Genomic DNA, 26,354 nt, shown 5'->3' on the forward strand with positions numbered 1-26,354 from the left:
CCGATATTACGCATAACCTCGCAGAAAATTCTAGCGCGGGCCAATTTTTAGGGAGTTTTAAATGGCAGACGTGAATACAATCCGGACCAGTGCCGGAAGCCGCACAGCCGCGATTGATGAGGGCCTGCGCGCGCACATGAGCAAAGTCTACGGAACAATGTCCGTCGGCATGCTGATTACTTTCGCCGCCGCTTGGGCCATTTCGGGCCTTGCGGTCACATCCGACCCCTCCGCCGCTGCTGCACAGATGCGCGAAGGTCAATATCTGACGAACCTCGGTTATGCGCTCTATGCCTCGCCGCTGAAGTGGGTGATCATGTTCGCCCCGCTCGCCTTTGTCTTTGGCCTCAGCGCCATGATCAACCGCATGTCTGCGGCTACTGCACAGCTGGTGTTCTACGCCTTCGCCTTTGTCATGGGTCTGTCTATCAGCTCGATCTTCCTGATCTATACCGGCGCGTCGATCATTCAGGTCTTTCTGGCGACCTCCATCGCATTCGCGGGCCTGTCCCTTTGGGGCTACACCACGAAAAAGGACATCTCCGGTTGGGGTAGCTTCCTGATCATGGGCGTGATTGGCCTGATCGTCGTTTCGATCATCAACATTTTCCTGCAGAGCCCTGCTTTGACCTTCGCCGTGTCTGCAATCGGTGTGCTGATTTTCGCGGGCCTAACAGCCTATGATACACAGCGGATCAAGACCGACTACATCTCACACGCGAGCCACGGCGACGCGGAGTGGATGGGCAAAGCAGCCATCATGGGCGCGCTGAGCCTCTACCTGAACTTCATCAACATGTTCATGATGTTGCTGAGCATTTTTGGTAACAGAGAGTAAACAGCACGACAACGACGCTATTCAGGCCGCTCCTTCGGGGGCGGCCTTTTTGTTTGGGTAATGTGATGCTTGAACTCAGACCAAATTGCGAAATGTGTGACCGGGACCTGCCGCCCGAAAGCGCGGATGCCCGCATCTGTAGCTATGAATGCACCTTCTGCGCTAACGGTGCAGAGCAGGTTCTGCACAACGTCTGCCCGAACTGCGGTGGCGGCTTTGTCCCCCGCCCGATCCGCCCCAAAAGGGCCCTGCGCGACGGCACCTGCTTGCGCCATCATTCAGCGGGCACAAAGCGGCGCAAGCTCAAATGGACCACAGCCGACATTGCGTCCTTTACCGCCAAACTGCGCGATACGCCGCCACAGGACCGTTAGGGCGGACATGGCCTACCCCTAAGTGGCTATGCCGCTACGGGCTACTCACAGCCCCTGCACGCGGCACATACCGACGACACTGCGCCACCCATCCCCTAAACGCAAAAAGCCGCGCAGAACTGCGCGGCCTTATAAGCGTCTAAGAAAGGCGATCTTACTTGATCTTGCCTTCTTTGTATTCAACATGCTTGCGCGCAACGGGATCATACTTTTTCATGACCATCTTTTCGGTCATGGTGCGTGCGTTCTTTTTTGTAACGTAGAAATGGCCTGTGCCCGCGGACGAGTTCAGACGGATCTTGATCGTGGTTGGCTTCGCCATTTTGTCTTCTCCTGTGCAGCGGCACGCCCATTGCGGCGCGCGCGCGTAATCTCTGAGCCTCGGCTTCTACCTTCGCCACGGGCCGAGTCAACCCCGTATTGCACATGTTCCGTGCACAGACAGCAAAAATTCGCATTCCCCCCATGATGAATGTTGCTGGATGAGCTCATTAGGCCCACTGGCGCTTACGACGGGCGAGGTTCAAGAAATGGTCACGCAGAAGGTTTAACCGCCTAGAAGACCCTTTGGCCAATGACTCACAGAGCACCTAACCCATGCATCAGGTGAGAGAAAAGGTGCGCCACGGCGACACCGGAAATCCCAAATGCCGAGAGGAGCGCGCACAGATTGCTAAGCTGCGGCTTCCTGTGGTTCCAGTACCGCCCTGTCTCCACAGGTATGAAAGAAAATGCGCGAAAGGCCTATAAGCCGGATTCTGTCCCGAGAGTTGCCCCTCATGGATGACCATTCCTCTGACCATGCCGTTACCGACACAGCTACAGCCGCCAACCCGGACCTGCTGGAGCGAAAGAAGCTCCGCTGCCATGCCCGAAGACACAGAAGCACGCGGTCCCTATTTGGCGTTGCTCCCGGTGGGGCTTGCCATGCCGCCGCTGTTATCAGCCGCGCGGTGGGCTCTTACCCCACCGTTTCACCCTTACCCGTGCGTTTGCCGAAGCAGCCGCGTGGGCGGTTTATTTTCTGTGGCGCTTTCCGTCGGGTTACCCCGCCCGGGCGTTACCCGGCACCGTTTCTTTCCGGAGTCCGGACTTTCCTCCCCGTTGGTTGCCCAACGAAGCGGTCATCCAGCCTTCCGCGCAAGCATGCGCTTATCCTGCACAGGACAGTTTGGTCAAGCCCGCAGTGTGCGCTGGCACAGTGGTGCATAGTCTTCGCGGCTAAGTGCACCTGAGGCATAAGGCCGAAAGCGGAACCGGACCGCCTCGAGCAACACCTCATCGGGTGCCTCTGCGGTAAACCCCGCCCTCTGCGCCGCAGTGCGAAAGCTGGGCCAATCGAGTTTTTCCGGTGCGTCACCCTGCCCTACGGGTGCCGCTAGTCCCTGTCGTGCCAGACGTGCCCAGTCAAAATGCGGACCAGGATCGAATTTGCGTCCCGGCGCCATGTCAGAATGGCCAATCACGCCCTCTGGGGTGATATCCCAGCGCCTCATGATCCCACACAGCAGATTCTCAAGGGCGTCCATCTGGGGGGCAGAAAAAGGATGCGTGCCGCGATTGTCGAGCTCGATCCCGATTGAACGCGAATTGATATCATCCAGCCCACACCATTCTCCGGCACCAGCATGCCAAGCACGCGCGGCCTCTTCTACCATCTGCGTCACGTCACCATTGGCAGCGATCAGATAATGAGCAGAGACTTCCGCTTCTGGATCGCACAGGCGCTCTATCGCGGCCTCTGCGCTTTCCATCGCGGTATAATGGATGACGATCAGAGAGGGCTTCAGCCCATCCCGACGCTCTGCGCAATTGGATGAGCTTTGAAACCGCATGCCAGTGACAGGCCGGTTACTGACCACCAGCGCGGAAGACTGTCGGATCCCACATGCAGGCGTAGCCGTCTCCATCGGGGTCCATGCCTTTGCGGTCTTTTTCGGGACCCCCGGCATCAAGAAAAGCGATCTGTGCATGATCCTGATGGCCAAAAGCGCCACAGCTGCGGCTGTACTTCTTAGCCGCGTTAAAGCCGTTCCGCTTGTAGAGCTTGGTGCCCACAGGGTGGTTGGTGGACAGCGCATAGGCCACGATATTAGGTCCGGTATTTGTCCGCTCTGGCAGGGCTGTTGGCTGGATCACCTGATATTGTGCACGGTTGGCGGCAATACGGGCAGCGTCGCTTTCGATGCTGCGCTGGCCTGATACTGCGTCAAAACTGTTTTCGCGGCTAATACCCGTGCTGCTGTCCACAACCGCAGGCGGCGGATTGGACGGGCTCGCCTCTACCGGTATCACACCAGAGTTATTGGCAGCCGCGGCCAAACGCTCGGCGTCCACCGGCTGACCTGTCTGCGCAAGGATAGCTGCAGTTTGTGCCGCAGTCTCTTCAGCAGAACCTGCGGCTGGCAAAGGCTGCGCGCTTACGTTTGGTGCGGCAGGCACGCCACCTTGCAGCGCTAAGTCACGATTCGCGCGCTGTGCATCAAACGTCTGATCAAAGCCGACGCCAAAGCGGCTGTCTTCGGGCACAGACGGCTGACAAGCGGCCAGAGCCACCAAGGCACATGCACCCAGCACAAATCTAACACTCATCATCTTAAAAGCCTGCTTTTCATTACGCATTGAAGGCGTCTACCACCATTTGTCAGGTTTGGCTACAAACCCTGCAGCGCGCTCAAGCGCATAGGCGGAAGACAGTAGATCGGCCTCTTCCCAAGGGCGTCCGATCAATTGCAGACCCAATGGCAGCCCCTGCGCGTTCGTCCCCGTCGGCACCGCGATACCAGGCAAGCCGGCAAGATTCACGGTCACGGTGAACACATCGTTGAGGTACATCTGGATTGGATCCGCATCAATCATCTCACCCAGACCAAAGGCCGCCGACGGCGTGGCGGGGGTCAGGATGCAGTCGATGCCGCTGGCGAACACGTCATCAAAGTTTTTCTTGATGAGCGTGCGAACACGGCGGGCGCGGTTGTAATAGGCATCATAGAAGCCTGCGGAGAGAACATAGGTCCCCACCATCACGCGGCGCTGAACCTCTGGACCGAAGCCTTCGGCACGGGTCTTTTCATACATCTCGGTGATGCCGTCGCCTGCGTCCAGCTTGGCACGGTGGCCATAGCGCACGCCGTCATACCGCGCGAGGTTTGAAGACGCCTCGGCAGGTGCGATCACGTAGTACGCAGGCAGCGCGTATTTAGTATGAGGCAGAGAGATATCGACAATCTCGGCACCGGCATCTTTCAACATGGCTGTGCCTTCGGCCCAGAGCGTGCCGATCTCTTCCGGCATGCCTTCCATGCGATATTCCTCTGGAATACCGATCTTTTTGCCGCGCATGTCGCCGGTCAACGCCGCCTCAAAGTTCGGCACGGCCAGATTGGCGCTGGTGCTGTCCTTGGGGTCATAGCTGCACATGGCTTCGAGCATGATCGCGGCATCGCGCACAGATTTGGTCATCGGACCCGCCTGATCCAGCGAAGAGGCAAATGCCACCACGCCCCAACGCGAGCAGCGCCCGTACGTCGGTTTGATACCCACGGTGCCGGTAAACGCGGCAGGCTGACGGATCGATCCGCCTGTGTCGGTGCCAGTGGCCGCCAGACATAGATCAGCCGCCACCGCCGCTGCTGAGCCGCCGGACGAGCCGCCAGGCGTGAGCGCGGTTTTTTCGTTACCACGGCGCCACGGGTTGATCGCGTTGCCGTAAACAGATGTCTCGTTGGAGGAACCCATGGCGAATTCGTCCATGTTGAGCTTACCCAACATGACTGCGCCTGCGTCCTGCAAGTTCTGGCTGACGGTAGATTCGTATTCCGGTTTGAACCCTTCGAGGATGCGTGAAGCGGCCTGTGATGGCACGCCTTTGGTGCAGAAAAGGTCTTTGATCCCGATGGGCAGGCCGCACATGGCGGGCGTTTCTTCGCTACCTTTGAGGCGCGCGTCAGCTGCTGCCGCGCGCTCCAATGCCAGCTCTGGCGTGTGGTGCACAAATGCGTTGAGCGCACCTGCGCCCTCGATCGCTTTCAGGCAGGCTTCGGTCAGCTCTTTGGACGTGGTGTCGCCCTTGCGCAGTGCGTCGCGGGCTTCGGCAAGCCCCAGTTTGTTCAGATCAGACATTATTCCACCACCTTCGGCACAGCAAAAAATCCCTCACGCGCGTCAGGCGCGTTTTTCAGGATCGCTTCCTGCATGTCGCCATCCGTTACCACATCGGCGCGGCGGTGCAGGTTCTGCGGGGTAACAGAGGTCATCGGCTCAACGCCCTCAATGTCCACTTCGCCCAATTGCTCGATGAAGCCCAGAATCGTGTTAAACTCTTTTGCAAGCGCAGGAAGCGCTTCGGGTTCGACTTTGATACGGGCCAGTTTTGCCACCCGTGCGGCGGTGCTTTCATCAATCGACATAGGATTTCCTCATCTGCTTGTTCGTCCTCTACCGCTCCCGCGCCGCGCAAGCAAGTCACAGGCAAGCCATCAGCCCACCCACCCTGCAAATTTGCGCGTGCCCCTCGCCATCGCCGCACGATCCGCTAGATTACCCTCAGACAATCAACAGGAGAGACACAATGAACATCATCTGGCTTGGGCACGGTTCCTTTCGCATCGAGATCGAAGATCAGGTCGTTTTGGTTGATCCTTGGCTAACCGGCAATCCGATGCTTTCCGAAGACCAGCACCTCTCGGCCATCAGCGGGGCCACGCATATTCTGGTAACTCACGGTCATTTCGATCACATCGCTGATGTCGTTAAAATTTCAAAGGACACAGGCGCGCCTGTCTCTGGCATGTATGAGCTGGCCCAGCACCTGCACGGTCTTGGCGCGGTAGAAGGGGCGGCCTTTAACATGGGCGGCACGGCACCGATCGGCGCGACGGTGACAGCCACCTTGGTGCCAGCGTCACACTCCTCTGCCGCTGAGGTGGACGGCAAGCCCAGCTATATGGGCAACGAATCCGGCTTTATCCTGCGCGGCGAAGGCCGCACGATCTACATTTCCGGTGATACGGGGCTGATGTCTGACATGGCGTGGATCGGGGATTACTTCAAACCGGACATCGGCATCCTGTCGGCTGGCGGGTTCTATACAATGGACATGCACATGGCGGCCTACGCGGCGCGCACTTATTTCGCCTTCAACGTGGTGATCCCCTGCCATTACCGCACTTTCCCTGCGCTTGAGCAAAACGCCGAAGCCTTGGTGAATGGCGTACTGCCCGGCACATCAGTGATCGAGCCGCAGGTTCTGCACCCTATCAATCTGTGACGCGCAAATGATGCCAGACGGGACTGCTGCGTGTTCTAGCCCCGTCTGGCCGCAAAAAAATCACGCAACAAGGCCGCGCTTTCGGTCTCGGCGATTCCCTCGAAGATTTCCGGCGCGTGATGACACTGCGGGTGATAGAACACCCGCGCGCCCTGCGCCACGCCACCTGATTTCGGATCACCCGCACCATAATAAAGCCGCGCGATACGCGCCGCCGAGATGGCACCGGCGCACATCGGGCAAGGCTCAAGCGTCACATAAAGCGCGCAACCGCCCAACCGCTCGGCGCCTAGATGTGTGCAGGCGGCGCGGATGGCCAGCATTTCGGCATGGGCCGTAGGGTCATGATTTTCACGGGTGCGGTTACCTGCGCGCGCGATCACCTCGCCCTGAGGCGAAATAACAACAGCGCCCACAGGCACTTCGCCGCGCGCCGCGGCAGCGCGGGCCTCTTCCAGAGCGATTTGCATAAAAGACGTAAATGCCATTCCCCTTGATGGCGGCAAAACGCTCTCTTTCGCAAGGGGGGCTGTTGCGCTATGGCTCGACGCATGAATGATACACCCGCCTCCTCCGCCGCCGCGTCCCCTGAAGGTGACCGCATTGCAAAAGTCCTCTCCCGTGCCGGTATCGCAAGCCGCCGCGAAGCAGAGCGCATGATCGAAGCGGGCCGTGTGCGCGTGAATGGCGCGCTCATCGACTCGCCCGCGCTCAACGTCACGGCAGCGGACAGCATCACCGTGGATGGTAAGCCTGTCGGCCCGGCCGAGCCTGCGCGCGTCTGGCTGTATCACAAACCGACAGGGCTGGTGACCACCAACAGCGATGAAAAAGGTCGCGAGACGATCTATGATGCGCTACCCGAAGATATGCCGCGCGTGATGAGCATCGGACGGCTCGACCTTAACTCCGAAGGTTTGCTGCTGCTCACGAATGACGGCGGCTTGAAACGTTTGTTGGAGCTGCCCTCGACGGGCTGGCTGCGCCGCTACCGCGTGCGCGTGAACGGACGCCCCACCGAAGAAGTGCTGGAGCCGCTGCGCAAGGGTATTATCGCTGAAGGCGAGCCTTTCCAGCCTATGGAAGTGGTTTTGGACCGTCAGAAGGGCGCAAACGCATGGCTGACCGTTGGGCTGCGCGAAGGCAAAAACCGCGAGATCCGTCGCGCGATGGATGCCATAGGACTGAGCGTGAACCGTCTGATCCGCGTCAGCTACGGCCCTTTTCAACTGGGTGAGCTCAAGCAAGGGGCGGTAGAGGAAGTGCGCCGCAAAGTGCTGCGTGACCAGCTTGGACCGGAGGCCGAAAAACTGCTTGGCGAAACGCCAGCCGCACCAACGGAAGTCAAACGAGGCTTTAAAAGACGCGTGCCTCATAAAGGCGAATTCGGCGGCCCGGGCCAGCCAGGTCTGCCCAAACCGCGTGAAGAGATGGAAGAAACCCGTGGCAAGCGAGGCAAACCTGCCAAGCAAGCAAAAACCTACCGGCCTACCAAGGCTGTGCGGGATGCTGCGCGCAAAGCGACTGCTGGCCCAGCGCCACGTACCTTCACCTCCTCCAAGGCAAAGCCGCGCACATTCACATCGTCATCGTCTAAACCGCGCACCCCCGGCGGGCCAAAAGGCCCCAAAAGCGGCTAAGCACTGCAAAGGTCTGGCGACAGGCCATTCTCAGAATTTCGGCGGAATTTTGCCTGCCCTCAGGAGCGGATAAGCGCGCTTGCTGCGAAAACGATGCACGCAGACGCGCGATGCGCCTACGCCGCCATTTTGGCGCTTTGGGCGACGCGGGCTGCTTGCGGGTATCTATCAAACGCCTCTGCTGCATGGATAAGTCCTCGATCACATCTTCATTTCAAAGACTTGTTAACCTTTTCGACCATTCCGCCGCATGGATTTTCGCGTCTTATTTTCCCCTGCACTTTTATCGGCTTTTCGGGTCAAATGCGTTAACCGCGCCGCCAAAGGGACATCATTTTGCCAATGACCTGTTTTTCACCTGCAGATCCTCTCGATTCCCTCTTTGGAAGTCGGTTCATTGCCGAGAATCAGTGCGACTTACCTTTACTCGAAGCCTTGGCGCTGGCGGCTTCGGACAAGAACACCTAGATCAGCCCTATCTTACAGTCCTGCACGCTCGCGGCACTGGAAACCGCGCCAAAGCCTGCTTATGCTAACATCAGGGACGATTAATTGCCGCTGCACGTCGAGGAATACATGGGACCAACACCCTTTCGCAAAGCCGCCTATGTGGCACTGATCGTCTTGCTCTTCGGCGTAAGCTCTGGCTGGATCGGGGGCCTTTGAGCATGGCGCAACGGTATGGCGGCAAATACAGCCCCGCCGGCAGTGAAAATCAGGACACGTCAAAACGCATACGCAGGATCGAAGTTGATCCAGCAGGCGGGCGTGCAAATGTTCTGTTCGTGCCCGCGATCGTTCTTGTAGCCACCAGTTTTGGTAGCCCGAACGCGTTCGGCTTTCTGTCGGCGATGCTGGGCGCGGCTTCTCTGACACTTTCCGCGTGGCTTTTGCGCGGAGGGCTACGTGCCGAAGCCGCTTATCATGCCCGCAAGGTCGCCCGTCGCCCTGCCCTGCCCCGCAAAACAATCGCCGCAGCATTTAGCGGCGTAGGCACAGCACTTGCTGTGGTTGCACACCAGAACGGGTTTGATCTGGTTTCGCCCGCGATTTACGGCATCGTTGCCGCCGGTCTGCATTTGACCGCGTTCGGATTTGACCCCATGCGCAACAAGGGGATGGATGGCATCGACACCTTTCAGCAGGACCGCGTTGCACGGGTGGTAGATGAGGCGGAAAAGCACCTCATCACCATGCGTGAGACGATCAACCGCGCAGGTGACCGTCAGGCCACCGCCCGGCTTGAGGAATTCTCGGACACCGCGCGCGACCTTATACGCACGGTTGAAGAAGACCCGCGTGACCTGACCGCCGCACGCAAGTATCTGGGCGTTTATTTGCAAGGTGCGCGGGATGCGACCGCGAAATTTGCAGATATCTATTCGCGCACCCGCGATACGCAGGCCCGCACCGACTATCTGGCCCTGCTGGATGATCTTGAGAAAAACTTTGCCGCCCGTAACCGCAAATCACTGCTTGAAGATCGCAGTGACCTAACCATTGAAATTGATGTGCTGCGCGAGCGGCTGTCGCGTGAAGGCGTGCGCCTTAAGTGATCCGCGCCTGAACGTTCTGTCCACAAGGAAACACAAATGTCTAAAATCGTCCGAGAAAAAGCCGCTCAATCTCTTGCTCTGGTTGAAGAAGTGACAGCCGTAATCCTGCCCGAACCTGCAGATGCCAACGCTGTCGTTACACTAGAGCAGGCAGATGCCCCGCAAAGTGCCGAAATCCGTGCGCGCATGGATGAGCTGGATATGGACGACACCCAGTCCATCATCAGCTTCGGCACTGCCGCTCAGGCCGAACTGCAAGAGATCTCTCAGGCGATGTTACAGGACGTGCGCAACAAGGACGTCGGCCCCGCCGGTGACAGCCTGCGCGGCATCGTGACCACCATCCGCGGCTTTGCCGTTTCAGAGCTGGATGTGCGCCGCGAGCGTAGCTGGTGGGAAAAGCTGATCGGCCGTGCCGCTCCCTTCGCGAAATTCACCGCGAAGTTTGAAAAGGTTCAGGGCCAGATCGACAAGATCACAGACAACCTGCTGTCGCATGAGCACACGCTGCTGAAAGACATCAAATCGCTCGACATGCTGTATGAGAAGACGCTTCAGTTCTACGACGAGTTGGCGCTGTACATCGCTGCAGGTGAAGCAAAACTGGCAGAGCTGGACGCAACCGTTATCCCCGCCAAAGAGGCCGATGTCGAAGCCGCCGCCGAGGAAGATCAGGTTATGGTCGCCCAGCAGCTGCGCGACATCCGTGCCGCACGCGATGATCTGGAGCGTCGTGTACACGACCTCAAACTGACACGTCAGGTTACCATGCAGTCGCTGCCCTCCATTCGTTTGGTGCAGGAGAATGACAAGTCGCTGGTGACCAAGATCAATTCGACCCTCGTGAACACAGTGCCATTGTGGGAAACGCAGCTGGCACAGGCCGTGACCATCCAGCGCTCGTTCGAAGCGGCGACAGCCGTGCGCGAAGCAAACGATCTGACAAACGAGCTGCTTACTTCAAACGCCAAGAACCTGCGGACAAGCAACAAGATCATCCGCGAAGAGATGGAGCGCGGCGTGTTCGACATCGAAGCTGTCAAAGCAGCCAATGCCGATTTGATCGGCACCATCGAAGAGAGCCTGCAAATCGCCGATGCCGGCAAGGCCAAACGTGCCGCAGCCGAAGTCGAGCTCAAGATGATGGAAGCCAAACTGCGAGATACGCTTGCAGCCGCCAAAGCCAAGAAGACCGGTCTGGGCGACACCGCTGCTGGCAGCGTGACCAGCTAAGTATGGTAGGGGCGCGCGCCAGAATTGCTGCAGGGCTAGGGCTTTTTGCTCTGGCGTTGAGCGCTTGTAGCCAAGCCGCGGTGCCGGTCAGTCCGGTGCTGAAGCCTGTTGCGCGCCCTAATCTTCCTGTACCGACAGTTCCGCCAAAGGTCGCGCGCCCGACCTCTCAAGAAAGCGCTGAACTGCGGAGCTATCTCAATCAGGTACAGAATGCCCAGCTTGGTCAGGGGTTGCTGCGCCGTGACGGCGGTGCTGCCGATACGCCCTTTACCAACTCCATGCTGGCCCGGAATTTCGAAAAGATCGCGTTCTATAACGAATATGACGGCAACTTTTCAGGGCGCGGTGGGCCAAGCCCGCTGCGGCGTTGGGCTGCTCCGGTTCGGATGGAGGTGATCTTTGGCGAAGGTGTGCCGCCCTCGCAGCGCAAGAGCGATAGCGAACAAATACGCAGCTATGCTGCACGGCTTGGCCGCGTCACCGGCCATCCCGTAAGCATGAGCTCCCAGCCCAATTTCATCGTCATCATCGCCGGTGAAGATGACCGCGCCGATGCGCTAGCCGAGGCTGCTGCACGTGTCCCCGGCATTTCTGCCTCCAGTCTGGCGCCGTTGATTGATTTGCGCCGGGACACTTATTGCGTGGTAGCGGCATACGCTGGCGGAGCAGGTGACAATACCTATACCGCTGCTTTGGCCGTGATCCGTGCCGAGAATCCGAGCCTGCTGCGCCTTTCATGTATTCATGAGGAACTAGCCCAAGGTATGGGACTGGCCAATGACAGTCCCTCCGCGCGCCCGTCCATCTTCAATGATGATGATGAATTTTCCCTGCTTACACGTCATGACGAATTGCTGCTTCAGATGCTCTATGACCCACGCTTGCGCCCCGGCATGAGCGCCGATGAGGCCCGTCCGACGGTACAGACCATCGCTACGGAGCTGACTTCAGTGGGGCCTGTATGATCGGTCACCTTGATAAATTTTGCTGACACAGCCTCTAACCAGCTGTTTCTTGATAAGCGGCAACTGCGCGCTTAGGCTCCCTACAAACAACCCCGAAGGACACTCCATGGGCATTTTCGATTTCCTCTCCGGCCAGTTCATCGACGTGATTCACTGGACCGATGACACCCGCGATACCATGGTCTGGCGTTTTGAGCGTGAGGGCCACGAGATCAAATACGGTGCCAAGCTCACCGTGCGAGAAGGGCAAGCGGCCGTGTTTATCCACGAAGGCCAGCTCGCTGATGTCTTTACCCCCGGTCTTTACATGCTTGAGACCAACAACATGCCGATCCTGACCATTCTTCAGCATTGGGATCACGGCTTTAAGTCTCCTTTCAAATCCGAGATTTATTTCGTCAACACAACACGTTTTAACGATCTCAAATGGGGCACGAAAAACCCAGTGATCGTGCGCGATCCTGAATTCGGCCCAGTCCGCCTGCGTGCCTTTGGTACGTATAGCGTCCGCGTGTCCGATCCGGCTGTGTTCCTACGTGAGATCGTCGGCACCGACGGTGAATTCACCATGGACGAAATTTCGTTCCAGATTCGTAACATAATCGTGCAAGAGTTCTCTCGCACAATCGCGCGTGCTAATATTCCTGTGATCGATATGGCTGCAAATGGCCGTGAACTGGGTAAATTGGTTGGCAAGGAAATCGAAGCGCAGCTGGCTGAATACGGCCTCGCCCTGCCTGAGCTTTACGTCGAGAACATCTCACTGCCCCCCGCAGTTGAAGAGATTCTTGATAAACGGTCGTCGATGGGTGTAATCGGCAATCTTAATCAGTACATCCAGTTTCAGGCCGCTGAAGGGCTTGGACAAGAAGGTGCAGGCGCAGCCGCCATTCAGGCCGGCATCGGTGCGGGCCTTGGGATGCAGATTGGTGCGCAGGCAGCAGCAGGCGGGCCATGGGGTGCGCAACCGGCTGCGCGCAGCGCGCAGCCCCCTGCCGCACCACCCGTCGAGCATGTTTGGCACATCGCTGAGGGGGGCAAGACAACTGGCCCCTTCTCCAAGGCAGCCCTTGGCCGCATGGTGACCGAGGGAACCTTCAAGCGTGAAACCCATGTCTGGACCGCGGGACAGGATGGTTGGAAAATGGCCGAAGATGTGATGGAGTTGGCGCAGCTTTTCACTGTTATGCCTCCACCACCCCCCGCAGCCTAAGCTTACGTGTATGCGTGAGGTCATATTCCCACCCACCCTCGCACAGGCTGTTGCTACAAGTGGATTTTCGCCCGCCCTTCGCGCGGGCGATCTGCTTTTCCTGACAGGAGCCACCGGCGCGGATACCAGCGGCGTCATGCCGCCCGACGCGGAAACCCAGACCCGCAATGCCATCGGCAAAGCGCTTGAAATTCTGGCCGCCGCCGACACAGACGCGCAAGCGGTGGTCGAGGTCACTAGCTATCACATCGGCATACACGATCACTTTGATGCGGTGGATGCCATCCTGCGAGAGTTGCTCGGTGTGCCCTTGCCCGCATGGACCGCCGTGGAAGTGGCTGGCCTGCGCCGTCCGGGCGCTGTGATCGAATTGCGGATCGTCGCCCATGTCCCTCTGGCTGTTTGACGCGACGACCCTTCTGCTTTGGCAACCTGTCAGTTTTCATAATATCGCCCTTCGCATAGCTAAGCCAAAACTGTTACACCACATTCTCTAGCCCCCTCTTGACGCTCCGCGCGCCAAGCCCAATGTTGGGGAAAACATTCCAGCGCCAAAGGCCCGCCCTTGCCCGACTTCCAGCCCGAAACCGTCCTGCAAGAGCACCGCTTTCCCTGTGATACCTGCGGGTCTGATCTGCGCTATGATCCCGCCAGCGGTGATCTGAAGTGTGACCATTGCGGCAACATCGAACCCATTGGCACTGTCGGGACCAAGGCCCGCGCCATCGCCGAGCTTGATCTGGAACGCGGACTGGCCCAGACCCTTGATGGCGCCGAGATGGAAGAGACTCGTGTCAGCCAGTGCCCAAATTGCGCGGCTCAGGTCGAATTCGACGCCAATACTCAAGCAACCGAATGCCCCTTCTGCGCCACGCCCGTCGTTGTGGATACCGGGCTACACCGGCATATCAAACCGCGCGCAGTGCTACCTTTTGCGTTGGCCGAGGAAACCGCCCACGATGCGATGAAAGGCTGGCTTGGCAGCCTGTGGTTCGCGCCCAATGGCCTCAAGGCATATGCCCGCAAGGGTCGACAAATGGATGGCATCTATGTCCCCTATTGGACCTATGACGCGCAGTCTAACACCCGCTACACCGGCGAACGCGGGACCGTCTATTATGAGACCCGCACGGTGATGCGCGATGGCAAGCGCCAGCAGGTGCGCGTGGCCAAGGTTCGCTGGCGCGGCGTCTCGGGTCGTGTGGCGCGGTTCTTTGATGATGTGCTTGTGCTTGGTTCCCGATCGTTGCCCAAGCGGTTCACAGACGCGTTGGAGCCGTGGGATCTGGCAGCCCTTGAGCCCTACGCGCCCGAATACCTCGCCGGTTTCCGCGCTGAGGGCTATACCGTGCCGTTGGACGAAGGCTTTGACGAGGCGCGTGCGAAGATGGACGCGATGATCCGCCGCGACATCAAGTTCGACATCGGTGGCGACCGGCAGCGCATCCATTCGATGGATGTGGACCTGAGCGACATGACGTTCAAACACATCCTGTTGCCGGTCTGGCTGGCTGCGTATAAATACCGCGGCAAGACTTACCGCTTTGTCGTGAACGGTCGCAGTGGTCGCGTGCAGGGGGAGCGACCCTATTCCACTATCAAGATCACATTCGCCGTGATTGCAGGTCTCATTCTGGCCGGTGTCCTCGGCTATCTTTATGCCCAGAACGGATAACAAATGACTGCCATTGAAACGCTCGGCCAAATCATGACAGACCGCTACTCCTGTCGCGCCTTCCTGCCCGATCCGGTGCCTGATGCGGATCTTGCGCAGATCGTTGAGACGGCACGCCATGCTCCCTCATGGTGCAATGCCCAACCGTGGCAGGTTGAGATCACGCGCGGGGATGGCACAGAGCGGTTGCGCACAGCGCTGATCCAAACCGCCAGCGCAGGCACGCCCCCTGCCCCCGATCTGACATGGCCGACCAAGTATACGGGTGCGTATGCAGAGCGGCGACGCACCTGTGGCTTCCAACTGTATGACGCGGTCGGGATTGAGAAGTCAGACCGCGCCGGACGTGCCGCGCAGATGCTGCGTAACTACGCCCTGTTTGATGCGCCGCACGTGGCAATCATCCACTCTCCGGTCGAACTGGGCCCCTACGGCGCGATGGACACAGGCGGCTTTGTCACAGCATTCACGCTGGCCGCAACGGCGCTTGGCATCGCGACAATCCCGCAGGCAGCCATCGCCGCCTATGCGCCTTTGCTCAAGGAACACCTGAACATCGCCGAAGACCGTCTTGTTCTCTGCGCCATATCGCTGGGCTATGCGGATACAAAGGCGCCCGCAAACAAGTTCAGAACAGAACGTGCGCAAACCGATGACATCATCCGGTGGCACGACACATGAGGGCCCTGCTGCAAAGGGTGACCGATGCCAGTGTATCGGTCGAAGGCGAGATCATCGGCCAGATCGGCGCAGGTCTTCTGATTCTTGTTTGCGCCATGCCGGAGGATGACACAGCCACTGCCGAGGCGTTGGCCCTCAAAATATCCAAGCTGCGTCTGTTCAAAGACGAGGCGGGTAAAATGAACCTCAGCCTTGTGCAAACAGGCGGCAGCGCACTGGTGGTGAGCCAGTTCACCCTCGCTGCCGACACGCGGCGCGGTACCCGCCCCGGCTTTTCCTACGCCGCAAAGCCAGAGCTTGCCCATGCGCTCTACGAGCATTTCGCATCTGCCCTGCGCAATCTGGAAATCCCCGTGCAGTCAGGGCGATTTGGCGCAGATATGTCCGTGGCACTCACCAATGACGGCCCCGTCACCCTCTGGCTCGACACCGACGCCTGACACAAACGCAAAATGCGGACCACAAAGGCCCGCATCATGCACAACTTAAAACATGTCTTGCGCGTCAGCGCTCCGTCTGGTCACGGCTCGCGGAAGGCTTCTTTGGATTTGTACAACGGCTTGAGCAGGTATTGCAGCACCGTCTTTGAACCGGTGTGCAGTTCCACGCTTGCCTGCATACCTGGACGGATTTCAAGCTCGGCCTGACGCGGTGTCAGATGTTCGGTGTCCACGGCCAAGGTGACCTTATAATGCGGGTTACCATCCGGATCACGGGCCCGCTCATCCTTGAACGTGTCAGCCGAGATTAGCTTGACCGTCCCTTTGAGGGTGCCATAGATCGTATAGTCATAGGCAGACAGCTTTACAGTCGCTTCTTGGCCCGGACGCACACCGGCGATATCCTTGGGCTTTACGCGTGCTTCTACGAAAAGTTCCTCATCAAGCGGGATGATCTGCAAAATCTCCTCACCGGGGCGCACAACGCCGCCGATGGTGGTGACGCTGAGATTGTTCACAATCCCGCGCATTGGGCTGCGTAGCAGCGTTCGGTCCAGCTGATCAGAGCTGGATTTGAGATTCTGGCGCAACGTCGACAGCTCTTTCAGAACGTCAGAATATTCCTGCGCGCGGTCTAGGTCTGTTCGGGTCACGACCTCGTCGTATTTGATCTTGGCATCTGCAAAAGCCTTGCGTGCCCGTGTAGCCTCAATGAGCGAAACGATCTTGTTTTTTAGCAAGCCGTCCATCAGGTCACGCTCGCGTTGCGCTTCCACCAGCACCTGTTTCGCGCCGTCAACGGACGACACATAGTCGGACTGGCGCGCTTGCAACAACGCAGCTTCAGAGGACAGCATTTCCGGTGTCCGTTTCCCCCACTCCTCGGGCACGTCAAAGGTATAGGCTCCGTCAATTTCCGCTTCGAGCCGCAACCGGCGGATCTCGAATGCGCTGATCTGGTCTTGAAGATCATCGACCAATGATTGGAACTGCGTGTTATGCAGACGCGCCAACACATCGCCAGCTTCGACAATATCACCCTCGCCGACGGCAAGCTCAGCCAGAATGCCCCCTTCAAGGTTCTGGATAATCTGCGGGCGCGAGCTGCTGATCATTGAGCCTTCTGCGCGCACGATCTCGTCCACCCATGCAAAGAAGGCCCAAGTGAGAAAAACAATCACGGTCGCGGCACTAAGCCATACGACCATCGAGGGGCCGCGCAATTGACGCTCAATATGGTTGTCCATGGTCAAGGTCATGCGGCACCTCCTTTGATGGCAGACAGATGCGCCATGACTTCGTCGCGCGGTCCGTCAATGCTCATCCGGCCGTTCGCCAGAATGATCGTTCGGGTCGTAAGCGATAAAATAGGCGCACGATGGGTGGCGATGATCGCTGTGCGGCCTGCCATCCATGTTTCCAACCGCTTAACAAGCGCTTGCTCCAGCTTCTGGTCCAGCGCCGCTGTCGGCTCGTCCAGCAAACAAATTCTCGGATCTTGCAGCCACAGCCGCGCCCAGCCGATGGACTGGCGCTGACCAATGGACAGACCCGCGCCTGCATCCAAGATTTCCAGATCAAGGCCCTTGGGGTGGTTGCGCACAAAGTCGCCAAGACCGGCAAAATCGAGTGCTGTCATCAAGCGTTCATCATCACGCTCAAGCATGGTGAGGTTCATGTTGTCGCGCAGCGTACCAGAGAACAATCGCACGTCTTGGCCCAGATATCCAATCAGGCGGCGAACATCACGCGGCTCGATCTGGCTCATCTCTGTACCATCAATCAGCACACGGCCGGTGGTTGGCGCATAAAGACCGCTGAGCACTTTCAACAGTGAGGATTTGCCAGAACCATTGGCGCCCAAGATTGCGATACGTTGACCGGGCAGGATGTTGATAGCTGGTAAATCAAGCGTTGGTGCGCCCTCTTCCATATAGCGGAACGTGACGCCCTTCAGCTCAAAGTTGCCAGCCAGATGATCGCGGCGCATATAGGAGCGCCCTTCGGCTGTGTCCTGTTCAGAGCCTGCGATATGCTCTAGGCCGTCCAGCGCGGAGCGGACGTTACCCCAGCGCGCCATCGTGCCTGCAAGCTGTGTAAGCGGCGCCAATGTACGCGAGGTGAGGATACCGGTCGCGATGATCGAACCCACTGTGAATTCGCCTGCAAACACCAGATAGGTGCCGGTAATTACAGCTGCCAGATAGGTGCCCTGCTGTACCCCTTGGGACCAGAACGTCAGCACCGAGGCCAGCTTGCGCTGCTCGGATGACTTTATGGCGGACAGCGTAGTCAGCTCCCCCCACAGGCGCTGCACACGGTCTTCGCCGCGCTGCGTCTTGACGGTATCAAGCTCGAAAATCGCTTCGTGCAACAGGCGCGAGGATTTCGCGGTGGCCCCTTGGGTTTCCTGCGTCAGACGGATCATGCGTTTTTGCATGAAGAACCCCGGCACAACCATCAGGATGCCGCCTAGCACCAGAACCCAAACCACATTGCCTGCGATTGACGCGACAAGGGCGAGGAAGACAAAGATAAACGGGATGTCTGCGATTGTGCCTATGGTAGATGCAGTAAAGAATTCGCGTACCGAGCTGAATTCGCGCATCGAGGAAAACAGATCAGACGGCGCCTGAGGGCGCTTGTCGCTGCGCATGCCCAAAATGCGGCGCATCAGGACACTCTGCACCGACAGCTCAATCTGGCGACCGGCGCCATCCATCAACTGCGCGCGGGCGATCTTGATGAACGCTTCCATCAACAAAGCCAGCATTGCACCGGCGGCCAGTACCCAAAGGGTTGCCTCGGACTGGTGCGGGATCACGCGGTCATAGACCTGCAAGGAAAACAACGCCACAGCCACGGCCAGCAGGTTGGCCACGAAAGAGCCAAGCGCGACCTCACCCAACTGCCGTTTGAAACGGCCGAATTCTCCCCAGAACCAATGCTTTGGTTTCTCGGCGGTCTTGTGAACCTCTTCGACCTTCTTGATCGGCAACTGCGCACGCAGCGTCAGACCAGAGAAGAAGGGGACAAAATCAGCCGCAGGCACGAGTGCACGGTTGTCCGGGCAAGTGGTGTCATAGACAATCAGGTCGTCGCGGTCGCGGCCCATCACCAGCAGCAGCTGGCCGGATGTCATGTAAACCAGCGCGGGGTAGCCCTGATCATCAAGGGATTTGCTTCGCTGCAACTCTACCGCAAGGCCGTTACCGCGCAGCAATGTCGCAATAACCTGCGCCTCATCCTGTTCGGCTGAATCGGAATTGAGCCTACGGGAAAGACCTTCGGTCAAATCAGCGTGCGAGGCCTCAGAACCCAATACGCTGGCGTATGTTGCAATTAGCCCACCGCGCGCGCGCATCCGGTCTTCGAAAGTAGACGTATTATCTGCCTTTGGCGGCTCTTTGACTTCGACTGGTTTTAAGCGGCCGGCATTGCCGTTCACGATTGTAAGGGTAAACGGTTTACTCATATCGCCGATCCATCAGCCAACACGCCCAAGAGCTCGGCCATGGCCACCCGCAAGCGGATCGCCTCATATTTAAGGGAAACTTCGTTCTCTTGCTGACGGGCAAAGGTCTCATACACCCCTACAACATCCATCACCTGCCGTTGCCCCGCATCATATTGTGCTTGAAACAGGTCGAGGTTCTTTTTGGCTTGCGCTGTAAGCCCTGCTGCTTCTGCGGCCTGACGCTCTTTCGAGGCGATCTGCCCTTCGAATTTACGCAACTTGCGGTTTGCATCCTCATTGGCCTGCGCCACACGACGTCCTGCGGCCTCATTCGTTGCCTCAATCGCCTTGAGACGGTCACCTGTTCCCAGACCCAGCAAGCTGTCAGTATTGATCCGAAGGCCAAAGTCGCTACCTTCACCCACGGTTCCGCTTGCGCTTAGCCCCGGAAGCTGGCGTGCACGGTCCACTTTAGCAGCGGCAACCGCGCGAATTTTCTCAGCCTCGGCCTGTGTAACGCTCAACGGCTGCGCCAACGCGGCACTTACGGGAATGCGGGCAATGCCTTTGACATCGCTCATGTCGCCAATGGCCATTGCGTTCAGTTCGGCAATTGCGGTCGTTGCGGTTTCCGCCGCCGCGGATTTGCTGGCGCGGATTTCAAGCAATTTCTGACGCAGGACGTGCAGATCAGAGCTGTCAGAGACGCCGCCTTGCACACGCTGCTGCATCACCCATTCGAAATGGCTGATGTCTTTTTCACTTTTGCTGGCCAGCACCAATCTTTCGCGCGCTTCAACAGCGGCGATGTATAGATCAAGCCCCGTACGCACCCGATTATTGGTGTCAGCGGCAAGTGCCACAGCAGCTACCTCTACGTCAGCCACGGCAAATTCGCGTTCGCCCTTTTTGCGTCCATTGTCGAATAGCACCTGCTCTACGACCAGATTGGCCACAACCGACCCAAGCGACGTCAAGCTGATGTTCGGGCCGATCTGTGGGAGCCAGTTCTTGGACGCCGCGCGTGAGCGCAACTGGGCCGCGCGCAATTCGCTTTCGGCGCTGCGGGAATTCGCTGCAAGCACCGCAGTTGCGACCTGGCTGTACGGGCTACCATCAGGCAGCACCGAGCGGCGGGCAATTAGCCCTTGAATGATGTCGCTTTGCGCGTTGATTTTTTCAGAATGGGTAAGCTTGGGCGGTGTCGTCGTGCCACTGGTGCTTTGCATCGCCACCATGTCGCCGGCGCCCGCGTTGCCACCTACATCCGATAAACATCCCGCCAGCACGATCGCACTTGCGCACATCACTGCGGTTCTTCGTCCACACTGCCCCATATCCTGCCCTTAACGTGCCGATATTTATATTTATTATTCTTATTGTTTTTATTTTGTCGGGTGCGGCGGTGGTTTGGCCCCGCCGCATCCCGTTGTCTTTTAAGCAGTAGATTAGATTGTAACAGGAACTTCCTGTTCGACCAGCAGCGTGCCTTCGGCTCCGACGGAGTAGACGTTGTATGTCTGACCATCGACGGTTTGTCTGCCTTGCGCCATACCGCCCTGAACAATCACCTGATCCTCGGAAGAACCGTGGATGGTGAGCGTATTGGACGCTGTGGACAATGCCAGCAGGCTTGCTTCATCGATCACAACACTTGCCGCTTCTGCGAAATCAAGATCGAGGTTCTCGATCTGGTAATCGCCCAGCGCCATGTTGGTCAGATCAACCGAGTTGGTTGCGGATTCGTCATCCAGTACCAGTAAGGTGCCCGATGTGTTTCCGGCCGTATCTGTTGCGTTCACAATTAACTGAGAGCCGTTCGGCACGTTGTCATTGAAGAAAAAGTCTGTCTCGCCGCTCAGTGTATTGTACCCTTGGGCGCCTTCAACTTCGCTGATGGTACCGTCCGCCGCGACCTGAACAACGCTCTGTACATCTGCGGCTGGCGCGCCATCTTCCATGACAGTCTCGATAGAGATGCCGCGGATACCGTCACCACCGCGGGTGAAGGAAGCGATGACCGGACCGTCAGGTGCAGCTGTATCAATCGACAGTGTGTCGTTGATCGCGGCCACGTTGCCCACGTGATCGGTTGCTGTAACCACGATGTCAGCCGGATAGGCTCCGACACGCACATCTGCGGCAGGGATGGTAACGGTCCAGTTGCCTGCAGCGTCGACATCGGCCTGATAGGTCGTGCCGTCAAATTTGACTTCGACAGTTGAGCCTGCTTCGACGGTACCACCCAGATCAATACCCGCTGCCGCTTCGGCTGCGTTCACAACCTGATCGGCGTCAGCAGAGTTTCTGGTCATGTCGATCGGTTTCACTTCGGTGTCGATCTGGACAGTGCCACCGTCAAAGTTCTGTACGTTGCCGTTGCCGTCTGTCGCAAGGATGCTCACGTCAGCTTCGTAGGTGCCCTCAGCCAGACCACTTGCGTCAAACACAGCCGACCAGTTGCCGGCTGCGTCGATTGTTGCCGCTTGGGTCAAGGTGCCCATTGTAACCATGACGGACGTGGAACCGACTTCGGTTGTCCCTGTCACAGTGACCATACCGTCATGCTCAAGTGAGCTGATGATGCTGTCTGTGGCAATATCGTCTGTAGCGACGCTCAGATTATCCACGCGGGTGTCGACGCGGACACTGTCCGTTTCGGTGCGTGTGTTGCCGTATGGGTCTGTAATGGTAGCAGTGATTGCCGCCGTGTAATCGCCCGGCGCCACTTCGCTCGCCGAGAAGTAGGCTTCCCATGTGCCGTCAGCCGCTGCGGCTACATCATGGCTTACACCTTCGAGCGTCACAGTCACGATCGTGCCTGCATCGGCTGTACCGGTCAGGATGACGCCATCGCTGGCTTCGTCGCTGTTGACGATGTCGTTGCCCTCAACGGGGCCGTCGATGGTCAACGTGCCTGCGACGGTGTCAACGCGGATCGATGTGGTCGCGGTGTCAACGTTGCCAGCTGCGTCTGTAGCTGTGGCCGTCATTGTCGCGGTGTAGTCACCCGAAGCAATGCTGCCCGCGGCGAATGTAGCAGACCAACTGCCGTCAGCGTTGACTATTGCAGGGACGGACACGCCGCCCAGTTCAACCATCACGGATGTAGAACCGACTTCGGTTGTACCGGTCACGGTCAGCGCACTACCGACTTCGCCTTCAAAGATAACGCCGTCTGCGCCACCTGTGGACGAGGTGATTGCCAGATCGCTAACAAACGTATCGACCTCGAAGGAACCGGTGGCATTGCGCACATTGCCGTGGTTGTCTGTGGAAACAACGGTTACCGTCCCGGTGTAATCGCCCTCTGCCAGTTGTGCGGAGGAGAATGTCGCGCTCCACGTGCCGTTGCTGCCAGCGGTTACAGGGATGGTCACGGTGCCGATGGTGACTTCTACAGTCGAACCTGCTGCTGCCGAGCCGTTAAAGACTGCGCCTGACTGATGCTCTACGCCGTTGATGACGTTGTCACCAACAACCGCCACACCGTCTACTGTTGTAGAGACATTGCCGTCGATGGTCACACTGTGAACCGTATCTACAACAAGTGTCTCGGAATAGCTGCCTGTGTTGCCAAAGCTGTCGCTTACGACGGCCGTGATTGCAGTGGTGTATTCGCCCGCTTCTAGAACACCGCTTTCCCATGACAAGGACCATGTCCCCGCTTCAGAAATAACAACAGTGCGGGACACTTCTGCGATTGTCACCGTAAGTGACGCACCGGCCTCGCCTGTGCCGGACAGCGTCACGCCGTCAGCAAAGGAAACTTCGTTAAAGAAATCGCCAGCCGATTCAGTACCTTCGTTGAAGGAAATCTCTGGAGCGATTGTGTCAATCTCGAAGGAAGGCCCTTCCAGATCGGTTGTCCCACCGTCACCGTTTTTTACGATGACTTCAGAGTCATAGACACCGTCAGCCGGGAAGTTATCACCCTCGAAAACAGCTTCGAATTTGCCGTCCTCATCAATCACGGTGTCAATTTCCTTGTCGCCAACAATGACAGTTACTTCATCGCCCGGCTCGCCGCCGCCCGTGATGGCCAGCGTCTTTTCCTCGCCGTCGCCACCAATGGCAACGTTCGCGTCGCTATTATCTACATAAGGCGCTGCTGGTCCAGAAGCACTGCCGCCGCCACCGCCAAGCAAAGCCACGCCACCAAGGCCCGCTGCAATCGCTGCACCGCCGCCCAGAAGGCTACCGCCGCCCAGAAGGGCGCCGCCCAGCATGGAGACTTCTTCAATGCCATCCGCCAGCGGGACACCCGCCACATCGTTGTTACCTAGGAAGATTAGCTCGTCCGACGGGCTCCATTTGCCCCACTCGGATGTTGGGCCATACTGTGCGTAAAGGTTGCCCTGCCCCGCATCAACAAAGCTGACTTCGTTGAGATAGCCATCCGAAGAGACAAAGAGCCGGTTCGCCGTGCCGTTGTCATTGAAAAAATTGTCAATTGTGATTGTGCGACCGTCCGTCAGCGTAATCAAAAGTTGATCGCCCGAGCGCACCTGGCTCGCGAAATCAGATTGACGTGCATTAATGGAAATTTCCTGACCAGCACCGGCCACAATTACCTGATTTGTTGCATCCGCTGAAACCGTTCCACGCTGCAAACCGCCCGCACTACCGCGAACGACGAAATCAATCGCCTTCATCGTTATACCCACTCTACCTCAAAAACGCCTGCTTTATGCAGGTCGCTACATTTTTTTTGTTTTAAGTTACTGCTACCCGGCCCGTTCGAGCGCGCCGTGATTTCACCATTATTTCGTCACAGTATTCGCAGATTCTGGCGAAATCCAGTTTTTTATCGCCAAAATTCCCCCCTAGACCCGTATCAGCACGTCTGTTGCCAGAAACGCACGCTACCGCTGAGAGGGCTTACGTAAAGCAAGAAAACGTCAGTATACGAACCGTTTCAATGTGTTAACTTATGTCATTACTTATACCGTTGACTTATCTGCGCGCTAATCAGACGTTGCGCGTATGACACATAAAATCAACGCTTTACGCGCCATCACCGAAGATCCCGACCACGCTATCGTTCTTTCAGATGGCACAAGACTGTCTGCACGCCTGTGGCGACCCGCGGACGCGGACGCCGATCCGGTGCCTCTGATCCTTGAATTTCTGCCCTACCGTAAACGCGACGGTACCTGCGCGCGCGACGCGCTCACGCATCCGTACTTTGCAGAGCGCGGATATGCCTGTGCGCGGGTCGACATGCGCGGCAATGGCGACAGCGAAGGGCTGATGGAAGATGAATACAGCTCCCAAGAGCTTGCCGATGCGGTCGAAGTGATCAATTGGGCCGCGTCGCAGCCGTGGTGCAATGGCAACGTGGGCATGATGGGCATCAGTTGGGGCGGTTTTAACGCACTGCAAGTTGCCGCCTTGGCGCCCGAGCCATTGAAGGCAATCATCACCCTATGCTCAACCGTGGACCGTTTTGCCGACGACATCCATTATAAGGGCGGTTGCCTGCTTAACGAAAACTTCGGCTGGGGTGCCACCATGTGGAGCTTCACAAGCCACGCCCCCGACCCTGCCCTACGCGAGAACTGGCGTGAAATGTGGTTGGAGCGCTTAGAAAACGAGCCCTTCCTCCCTTCTACTTGGCTGCGCCACCAACGCCGCGATGAATATTGGCAGCACGGTTCTGTCTGCGAGGACTTTAGCGCGATCAAAGCAAAGGTAATGGCGGTTGGCGGCTGGGGCGATGCATACAAAAACGCCGTGCCACAACTGGTTGAGGCGCTGGACGGAGCCAAAGGCATCGTTGGCCCTTGGGTCCACAAATACCCGCATTTTGCTGCACCAGAACCACGCATCGGCTTTTTGCAAGAGGCCGTGCGCTGGTGGGATCACTGGCTGAAGGGGCTTGATACAGGTGTGCCGGATGATCCGGACTACCGTGCGTATCTCATGGACGGTGTGCGGCCCGCTGCGTGGTATACTGAACGGCCGGGTCGGTGGATTGCCGAAGACACCGGCGCGACGACCCACTTGCCGGTACAAACGCTGCACCTGTCTACGGACGGAACCCTGTCGGATGCCCCCCAAACAATGGAAACAGACATCACCTCCCCTGCCCATTGCGGGGCGGCATCGGGTGAGTATTGCGCGATCTGGCTTGGCCCCGAAATGCCGGGCGACCAGCGCGGCGACGATGCTTTTTCGGGTACTTTCACCTCTGCACCACTGACGGCGGACATGGATATTGTGGGCGCCGCGCGCATGACCTTGACGCTGGCATGTGATAAACCGCAGGGACAAATTGCTGTGCGTCTCAATCATATCCACCCTGACGGTGCGTCCACCCGGATCACTTACGGCGTGCTCAATCTTACCCACCGCAACTCTGCCGCGCACCCGCGGGCCATGACACCGGGCAGGCCTGAGGAAATCACCCTCGATCTAGATCACATCGCCTACCGCGTGCCCGCAGGCCACCGCATCCGGGTGTCAATTTCCAACGCCTACTGGCCGCTGCTTTGGCCTTCACCCGAGGCCACGCAACTCACCCTCACCCAAGGCAGCATCGCTCTGCCCCAACGCCCAACGCAAGGCGGGGATGAGGTCGCCTTTCTGCAACCCGAGGCAGCAGCCCCGTGGGAAACAATCGAAATCCGCCCCGAAAACCATGTCCGTCGACAGGAAGTCGATATGGTGACAGGCGTGCATTCGCTGGTGATCGAAGATGATTTTGGCAAGCTGCGCGATGCAGACCACGGCTTGATTTCGGGCTCTATTGCGCGCGAGCGTTGGGACATCCACCCCGATGATCCGCTCTCTGCACGCGGGGAATGTGACTGGGAGGACGAGCTAGAGCGTGACGGTATCCAGTTGCGCACCCGCGCACGCTGCGAAATGTGGTCGGACGCAGCCACCTTCTACCTAAGCGCGAAAATGGAGGCGTGGGAGAATGGCAAGCTGATCTATACCCGCGAAGAAAGTGACGCCATTCCACGTGATTTCCTTTAATGGGGTTGACGCAATGTCGGGGGATTAAC

Annotated in this window: 23 protein-coding genes and 1 other RNA gene; 13 read left to right on the forward strand and 11 right to left on the reverse strand. The window is 58.1% G+C overall.

Going from position 1 to position 26,354, the window contains the following annotated elements; genetic code table 11:
- Positions 1 to 61 precede the first annotated feature (61 nt).
- Positions 62 to 838, forward strand: a complete 777-nt coding sequence (locus V7730_RS10065; protein WP_335747468.1) for a Bax inhibitor-1/YccA family protein — start codon at positions 62 to 64, stop codon at positions 836 to 838.
- A gap of 65 nt (positions 839 to 903) precedes the next feature.
- The gene (locus tag V7730_RS10070) at positions 904 to 1,212 is read left to right on the forward strand and encodes a DUF1272 domain-containing protein (RefSeq protein WP_335747469.1); all 309 of its coding nucleotides are present in this window, start codon (positions 904 to 906) and stop codon (positions 1,210 to 1,212) included.
- 154 nt (positions 1,213 to 1,366) lie between these two features.
- On the opposite strand, the gene rpmG is transcribed toward V7730_RS10070, so the two are convergent.
- The 6 genes from rpmG to gatC form a co-directional block, all read right to left on the reverse strand.
- Positions 1,367 to 1,534, reverse strand: coding sequence for a 50S ribosomal protein L33 (rpmG, locus tag V7730_RS10075; RefSeq protein ID WP_025061397.1), 168 nt, complete (start codon positions 1,532 to 1,534; stop codon positions 1,367 to 1,369).
- A 409-nt stretch (positions 1,535 to 1,943) separates the two neighbouring features.
- An RNA gene (gene rnpB, locus V7730_RS10080) (RNase P RNA component class A) lies at positions 1,944 to 2,352 on the reverse strand.
- 35 nt (positions 2,353 to 2,387) lie between these two features.
- Complete coding sequence (locus tag V7730_RS10085; RefSeq protein WP_335747470.1) at positions 2,388 to 3,047, reverse strand: N-acetylmuramoyl-L-alanine amidase; 660 nt, start codon at positions 3,045 to 3,047, stop codon at positions 2,388 to 2,390.
- Positions 3,048 to 3,063: 16 nt separating this feature from the next.
- On the reverse strand, positions 3,064 to 3,807 hold the full coding sequence (locus V7730_RS10090) for a hypothetical protein (RefSeq protein ID WP_335747471.1): 744 nt from the start codon (positions 3,805 to 3,807) through the stop codon (positions 3,064 to 3,066).
- 36 nt (positions 3,808 to 3,843) lie between these two features.
- Complete coding sequence (gatA, locus tag V7730_RS10095) at positions 3,844 to 5,334, reverse strand: Asp-tRNA(Asn)/Glu-tRNA(Gln) amidotransferase subunit GatA (protein ID WP_335747472.1); 1,491 nt, start codon at positions 5,332 to 5,334, stop codon at positions 3,844 to 3,846.
- Complete coding sequence (gene gatC / locus V7730_RS10100; RefSeq protein ID WP_335747473.1) at positions 5,334 to 5,621, reverse strand: Asp-tRNA(Asn)/Glu-tRNA(Gln) amidotransferase subunit GatC; 288 nt, start codon at positions 5,619 to 5,621, stop codon at positions 5,334 to 5,336. The genes gatA and gatC overlap by 1 nt, the downstream gene beginning before the upstream one ends.
- A gap of 161 nt (positions 5,622 to 5,782) precedes the next feature.
- Here gatC and V7730_RS10105 point away from each other — a divergent pair, with 161 nt between their 5' ends.
- Positions 5,783 to 6,481, forward strand: coding sequence for a metal-dependent hydrolase (locus tag V7730_RS10105; protein ID WP_335747474.1), 699 nt, complete (start codon positions 5,783 to 5,785; stop codon positions 6,479 to 6,481).
- Between the two features lie 35 nt (positions 6,482 to 6,516).
- Here the strand turns inward: V7730_RS10105 and V7730_RS10110 are convergent, their stop codons facing one another.
- Positions 6,517 to 6,969 (reverse strand): nucleoside deaminase, encoded by a 453-nt coding sequence (locus V7730_RS10110; RefSeq protein ID WP_335747475.1) that lies wholly within the window; start codon positions 6,967 to 6,969, stop codon positions 6,517 to 6,519.
- A gap of 63 nt (positions 6,970 to 7,032) precedes the next feature.
- On the opposite strand from V7730_RS10110, the gene V7730_RS10115 reads away from it, so the two are divergent.
- The 9 genes from V7730_RS10115 to dtd all read left to right on the forward strand — a co-directional run bounded on the left by V7730_RS10115 (position 7,033) and on the right by dtd (position 15,884).
- The gene (locus tag V7730_RS10115) at positions 7,033 to 8,121 is read left to right on the forward strand and encodes a pseudouridine synthase (RefSeq protein WP_335747476.1); all 1,089 of its coding nucleotides are present in this window, start codon (positions 7,033 to 7,035) and stop codon (positions 8,119 to 8,121) included.
- Between the two features lie 668 nt (positions 8,122 to 8,789).
- Positions 8,790 to 9,677: a 5-bromo-4-chloroindolyl phosphate hydrolysis family protein gene (locus V7730_RS10120; protein WP_335747477.1), complete on the forward strand. Its 888-nt coding sequence runs from the start codon at positions 8,790 to 8,792 to the stop codon at positions 9,675 to 9,677.
- 36 nt (positions 9,678 to 9,713) lie between these two features.
- Positions 9,714 to 10,910, forward strand: a complete 1,197-nt coding sequence (locus V7730_RS10125) for a toxic anion resistance protein (protein WP_335747478.1) — start codon at positions 9,714 to 9,716, stop codon at positions 10,908 to 10,910.
- A gap of 2 nt (positions 10,911 to 10,912) precedes the next feature.
- A complete protein-coding gene (locus tag V7730_RS10130; protein WP_335747479.1) occupies positions 10,913 to 11,875 on the forward strand; it encodes a DUF2927 domain-containing protein in 963 nt (320 codons plus the stop codon).
- A gap of 106 nt (positions 11,876 to 11,981) precedes the next feature.
- Positions 11,982 to 13,088 carry an SPFH domain-containing protein gene (locus tag V7730_RS10135; RefSeq protein ID WP_335747480.1) on the forward strand — a complete coding sequence of 369 codons (1,107 nt, stop codon included), beginning with the start codon at positions 11,982 to 11,984 and terminating at the stop codon, positions 13,086 to 13,088.
- Positions 13,089 to 13,098: 10 nt separating this feature from the next.
- Positions 13,099 to 13,494, forward strand: coding sequence for a Rid family hydrolase (locus tag V7730_RS10140; RefSeq protein WP_335747481.1), 396 nt, complete (start codon positions 13,099 to 13,101; stop codon positions 13,492 to 13,494).
- Positions 13,495 to 13,653: 159 nt separating this feature from the next.
- Complete coding sequence (locus tag V7730_RS10145; RefSeq protein ID WP_335747482.1) at positions 13,654 to 14,763, forward strand: TFIIB-type zinc finger domain-containing protein; 1,110 nt, start codon at positions 13,654 to 13,656, stop codon at positions 14,761 to 14,763.
- A 3-nt stretch (positions 14,764 to 14,766) separates the two neighbouring features.
- On the forward strand, positions 14,767 to 15,444 hold the full coding sequence (locus V7730_RS10150; protein ID WP_335747483.1) for a nitroreductase: 678 nt from the start codon (positions 14,767 to 14,769) through the stop codon (positions 15,442 to 15,444).
- Entirely contained in the window at positions 15,441 to 15,884 is a 444-nt protein-coding gene (gene dtd, locus V7730_RS10155) for a D-aminoacyl-tRNA deacylase (protein ID WP_335747484.1), read from the forward strand. The genes V7730_RS10150 and dtd overlap by 4 nt, the downstream gene beginning before the upstream one ends.
- 80 nt (positions 15,885 to 15,964) lie before the next feature.
- Here dtd and V7730_RS10160 read toward each other — a convergent pair whose 3' ends face one another.
- The 4 genes from V7730_RS10160 to V7730_RS10175 all read right to left on the reverse strand — a co-directional run bounded on the left by V7730_RS10160 (position 15,965) and on the right by V7730_RS10175 (position 24,008).
- Entirely contained in the window at positions 15,965 to 17,143 is a 1,179-nt protein-coding gene (locus tag V7730_RS10160) for an HlyD family type I secretion periplasmic adaptor subunit (protein WP_335747485.1), read from the reverse strand.
- Positions 17,140 to 19,359, reverse strand: a complete 2,220-nt coding sequence (locus tag V7730_RS10165) for an ATP-binding cassette domain-containing protein (RefSeq protein ID WP_335747486.1) — start codon at positions 19,357 to 19,359, stop codon at positions 17,140 to 17,142. The genes V7730_RS10160 and V7730_RS10165 overlap by 4 nt, the downstream gene beginning before the upstream one ends.
- On the reverse strand, positions 19,356 to 20,648 hold the full coding sequence (locus V7730_RS10170; RefSeq protein ID WP_335747487.1) for a TolC family protein: 1,293 nt from the start codon (positions 20,646 to 20,648) through the stop codon (positions 19,356 to 19,358). Before V7730_RS10170 ends, V7730_RS10165 begins: the two co-directional genes overlap by 4 nt.
- Positions 20,649 to 20,789: 141 nt before the next feature.
- Positions 20,790 to 24,008, reverse strand: a complete 3,219-nt coding sequence (locus tag V7730_RS10175; RefSeq protein ID WP_335747488.1) for an Ig-like domain-containing protein — start codon at positions 24,006 to 24,008, stop codon at positions 20,790 to 20,792.
- 319 nt (positions 24,009 to 24,327) lie between these two features.
- On the opposite strand from V7730_RS10175, the gene V7730_RS10180 reads away from it, so the two are divergent.
- Entirely contained in the window at positions 24,328 to 26,325 is a 1,998-nt protein-coding gene (locus V7730_RS10180; RefSeq protein WP_335747489.1) for a CocE/NonD family hydrolase, read from the forward strand.
- Positions 26,326 to 26,354 lie beyond the last annotated feature (29 nt).

The organism is Sulfitobacter sp., from assembly GCF_036961165.1.
In the GTDB taxonomy this organism is placed as follows: domain Bacteria; phylum Pseudomonadota; class Alphaproteobacteria; order Rhodobacterales; family Rhodobacteraceae; genus Sulfitobacter.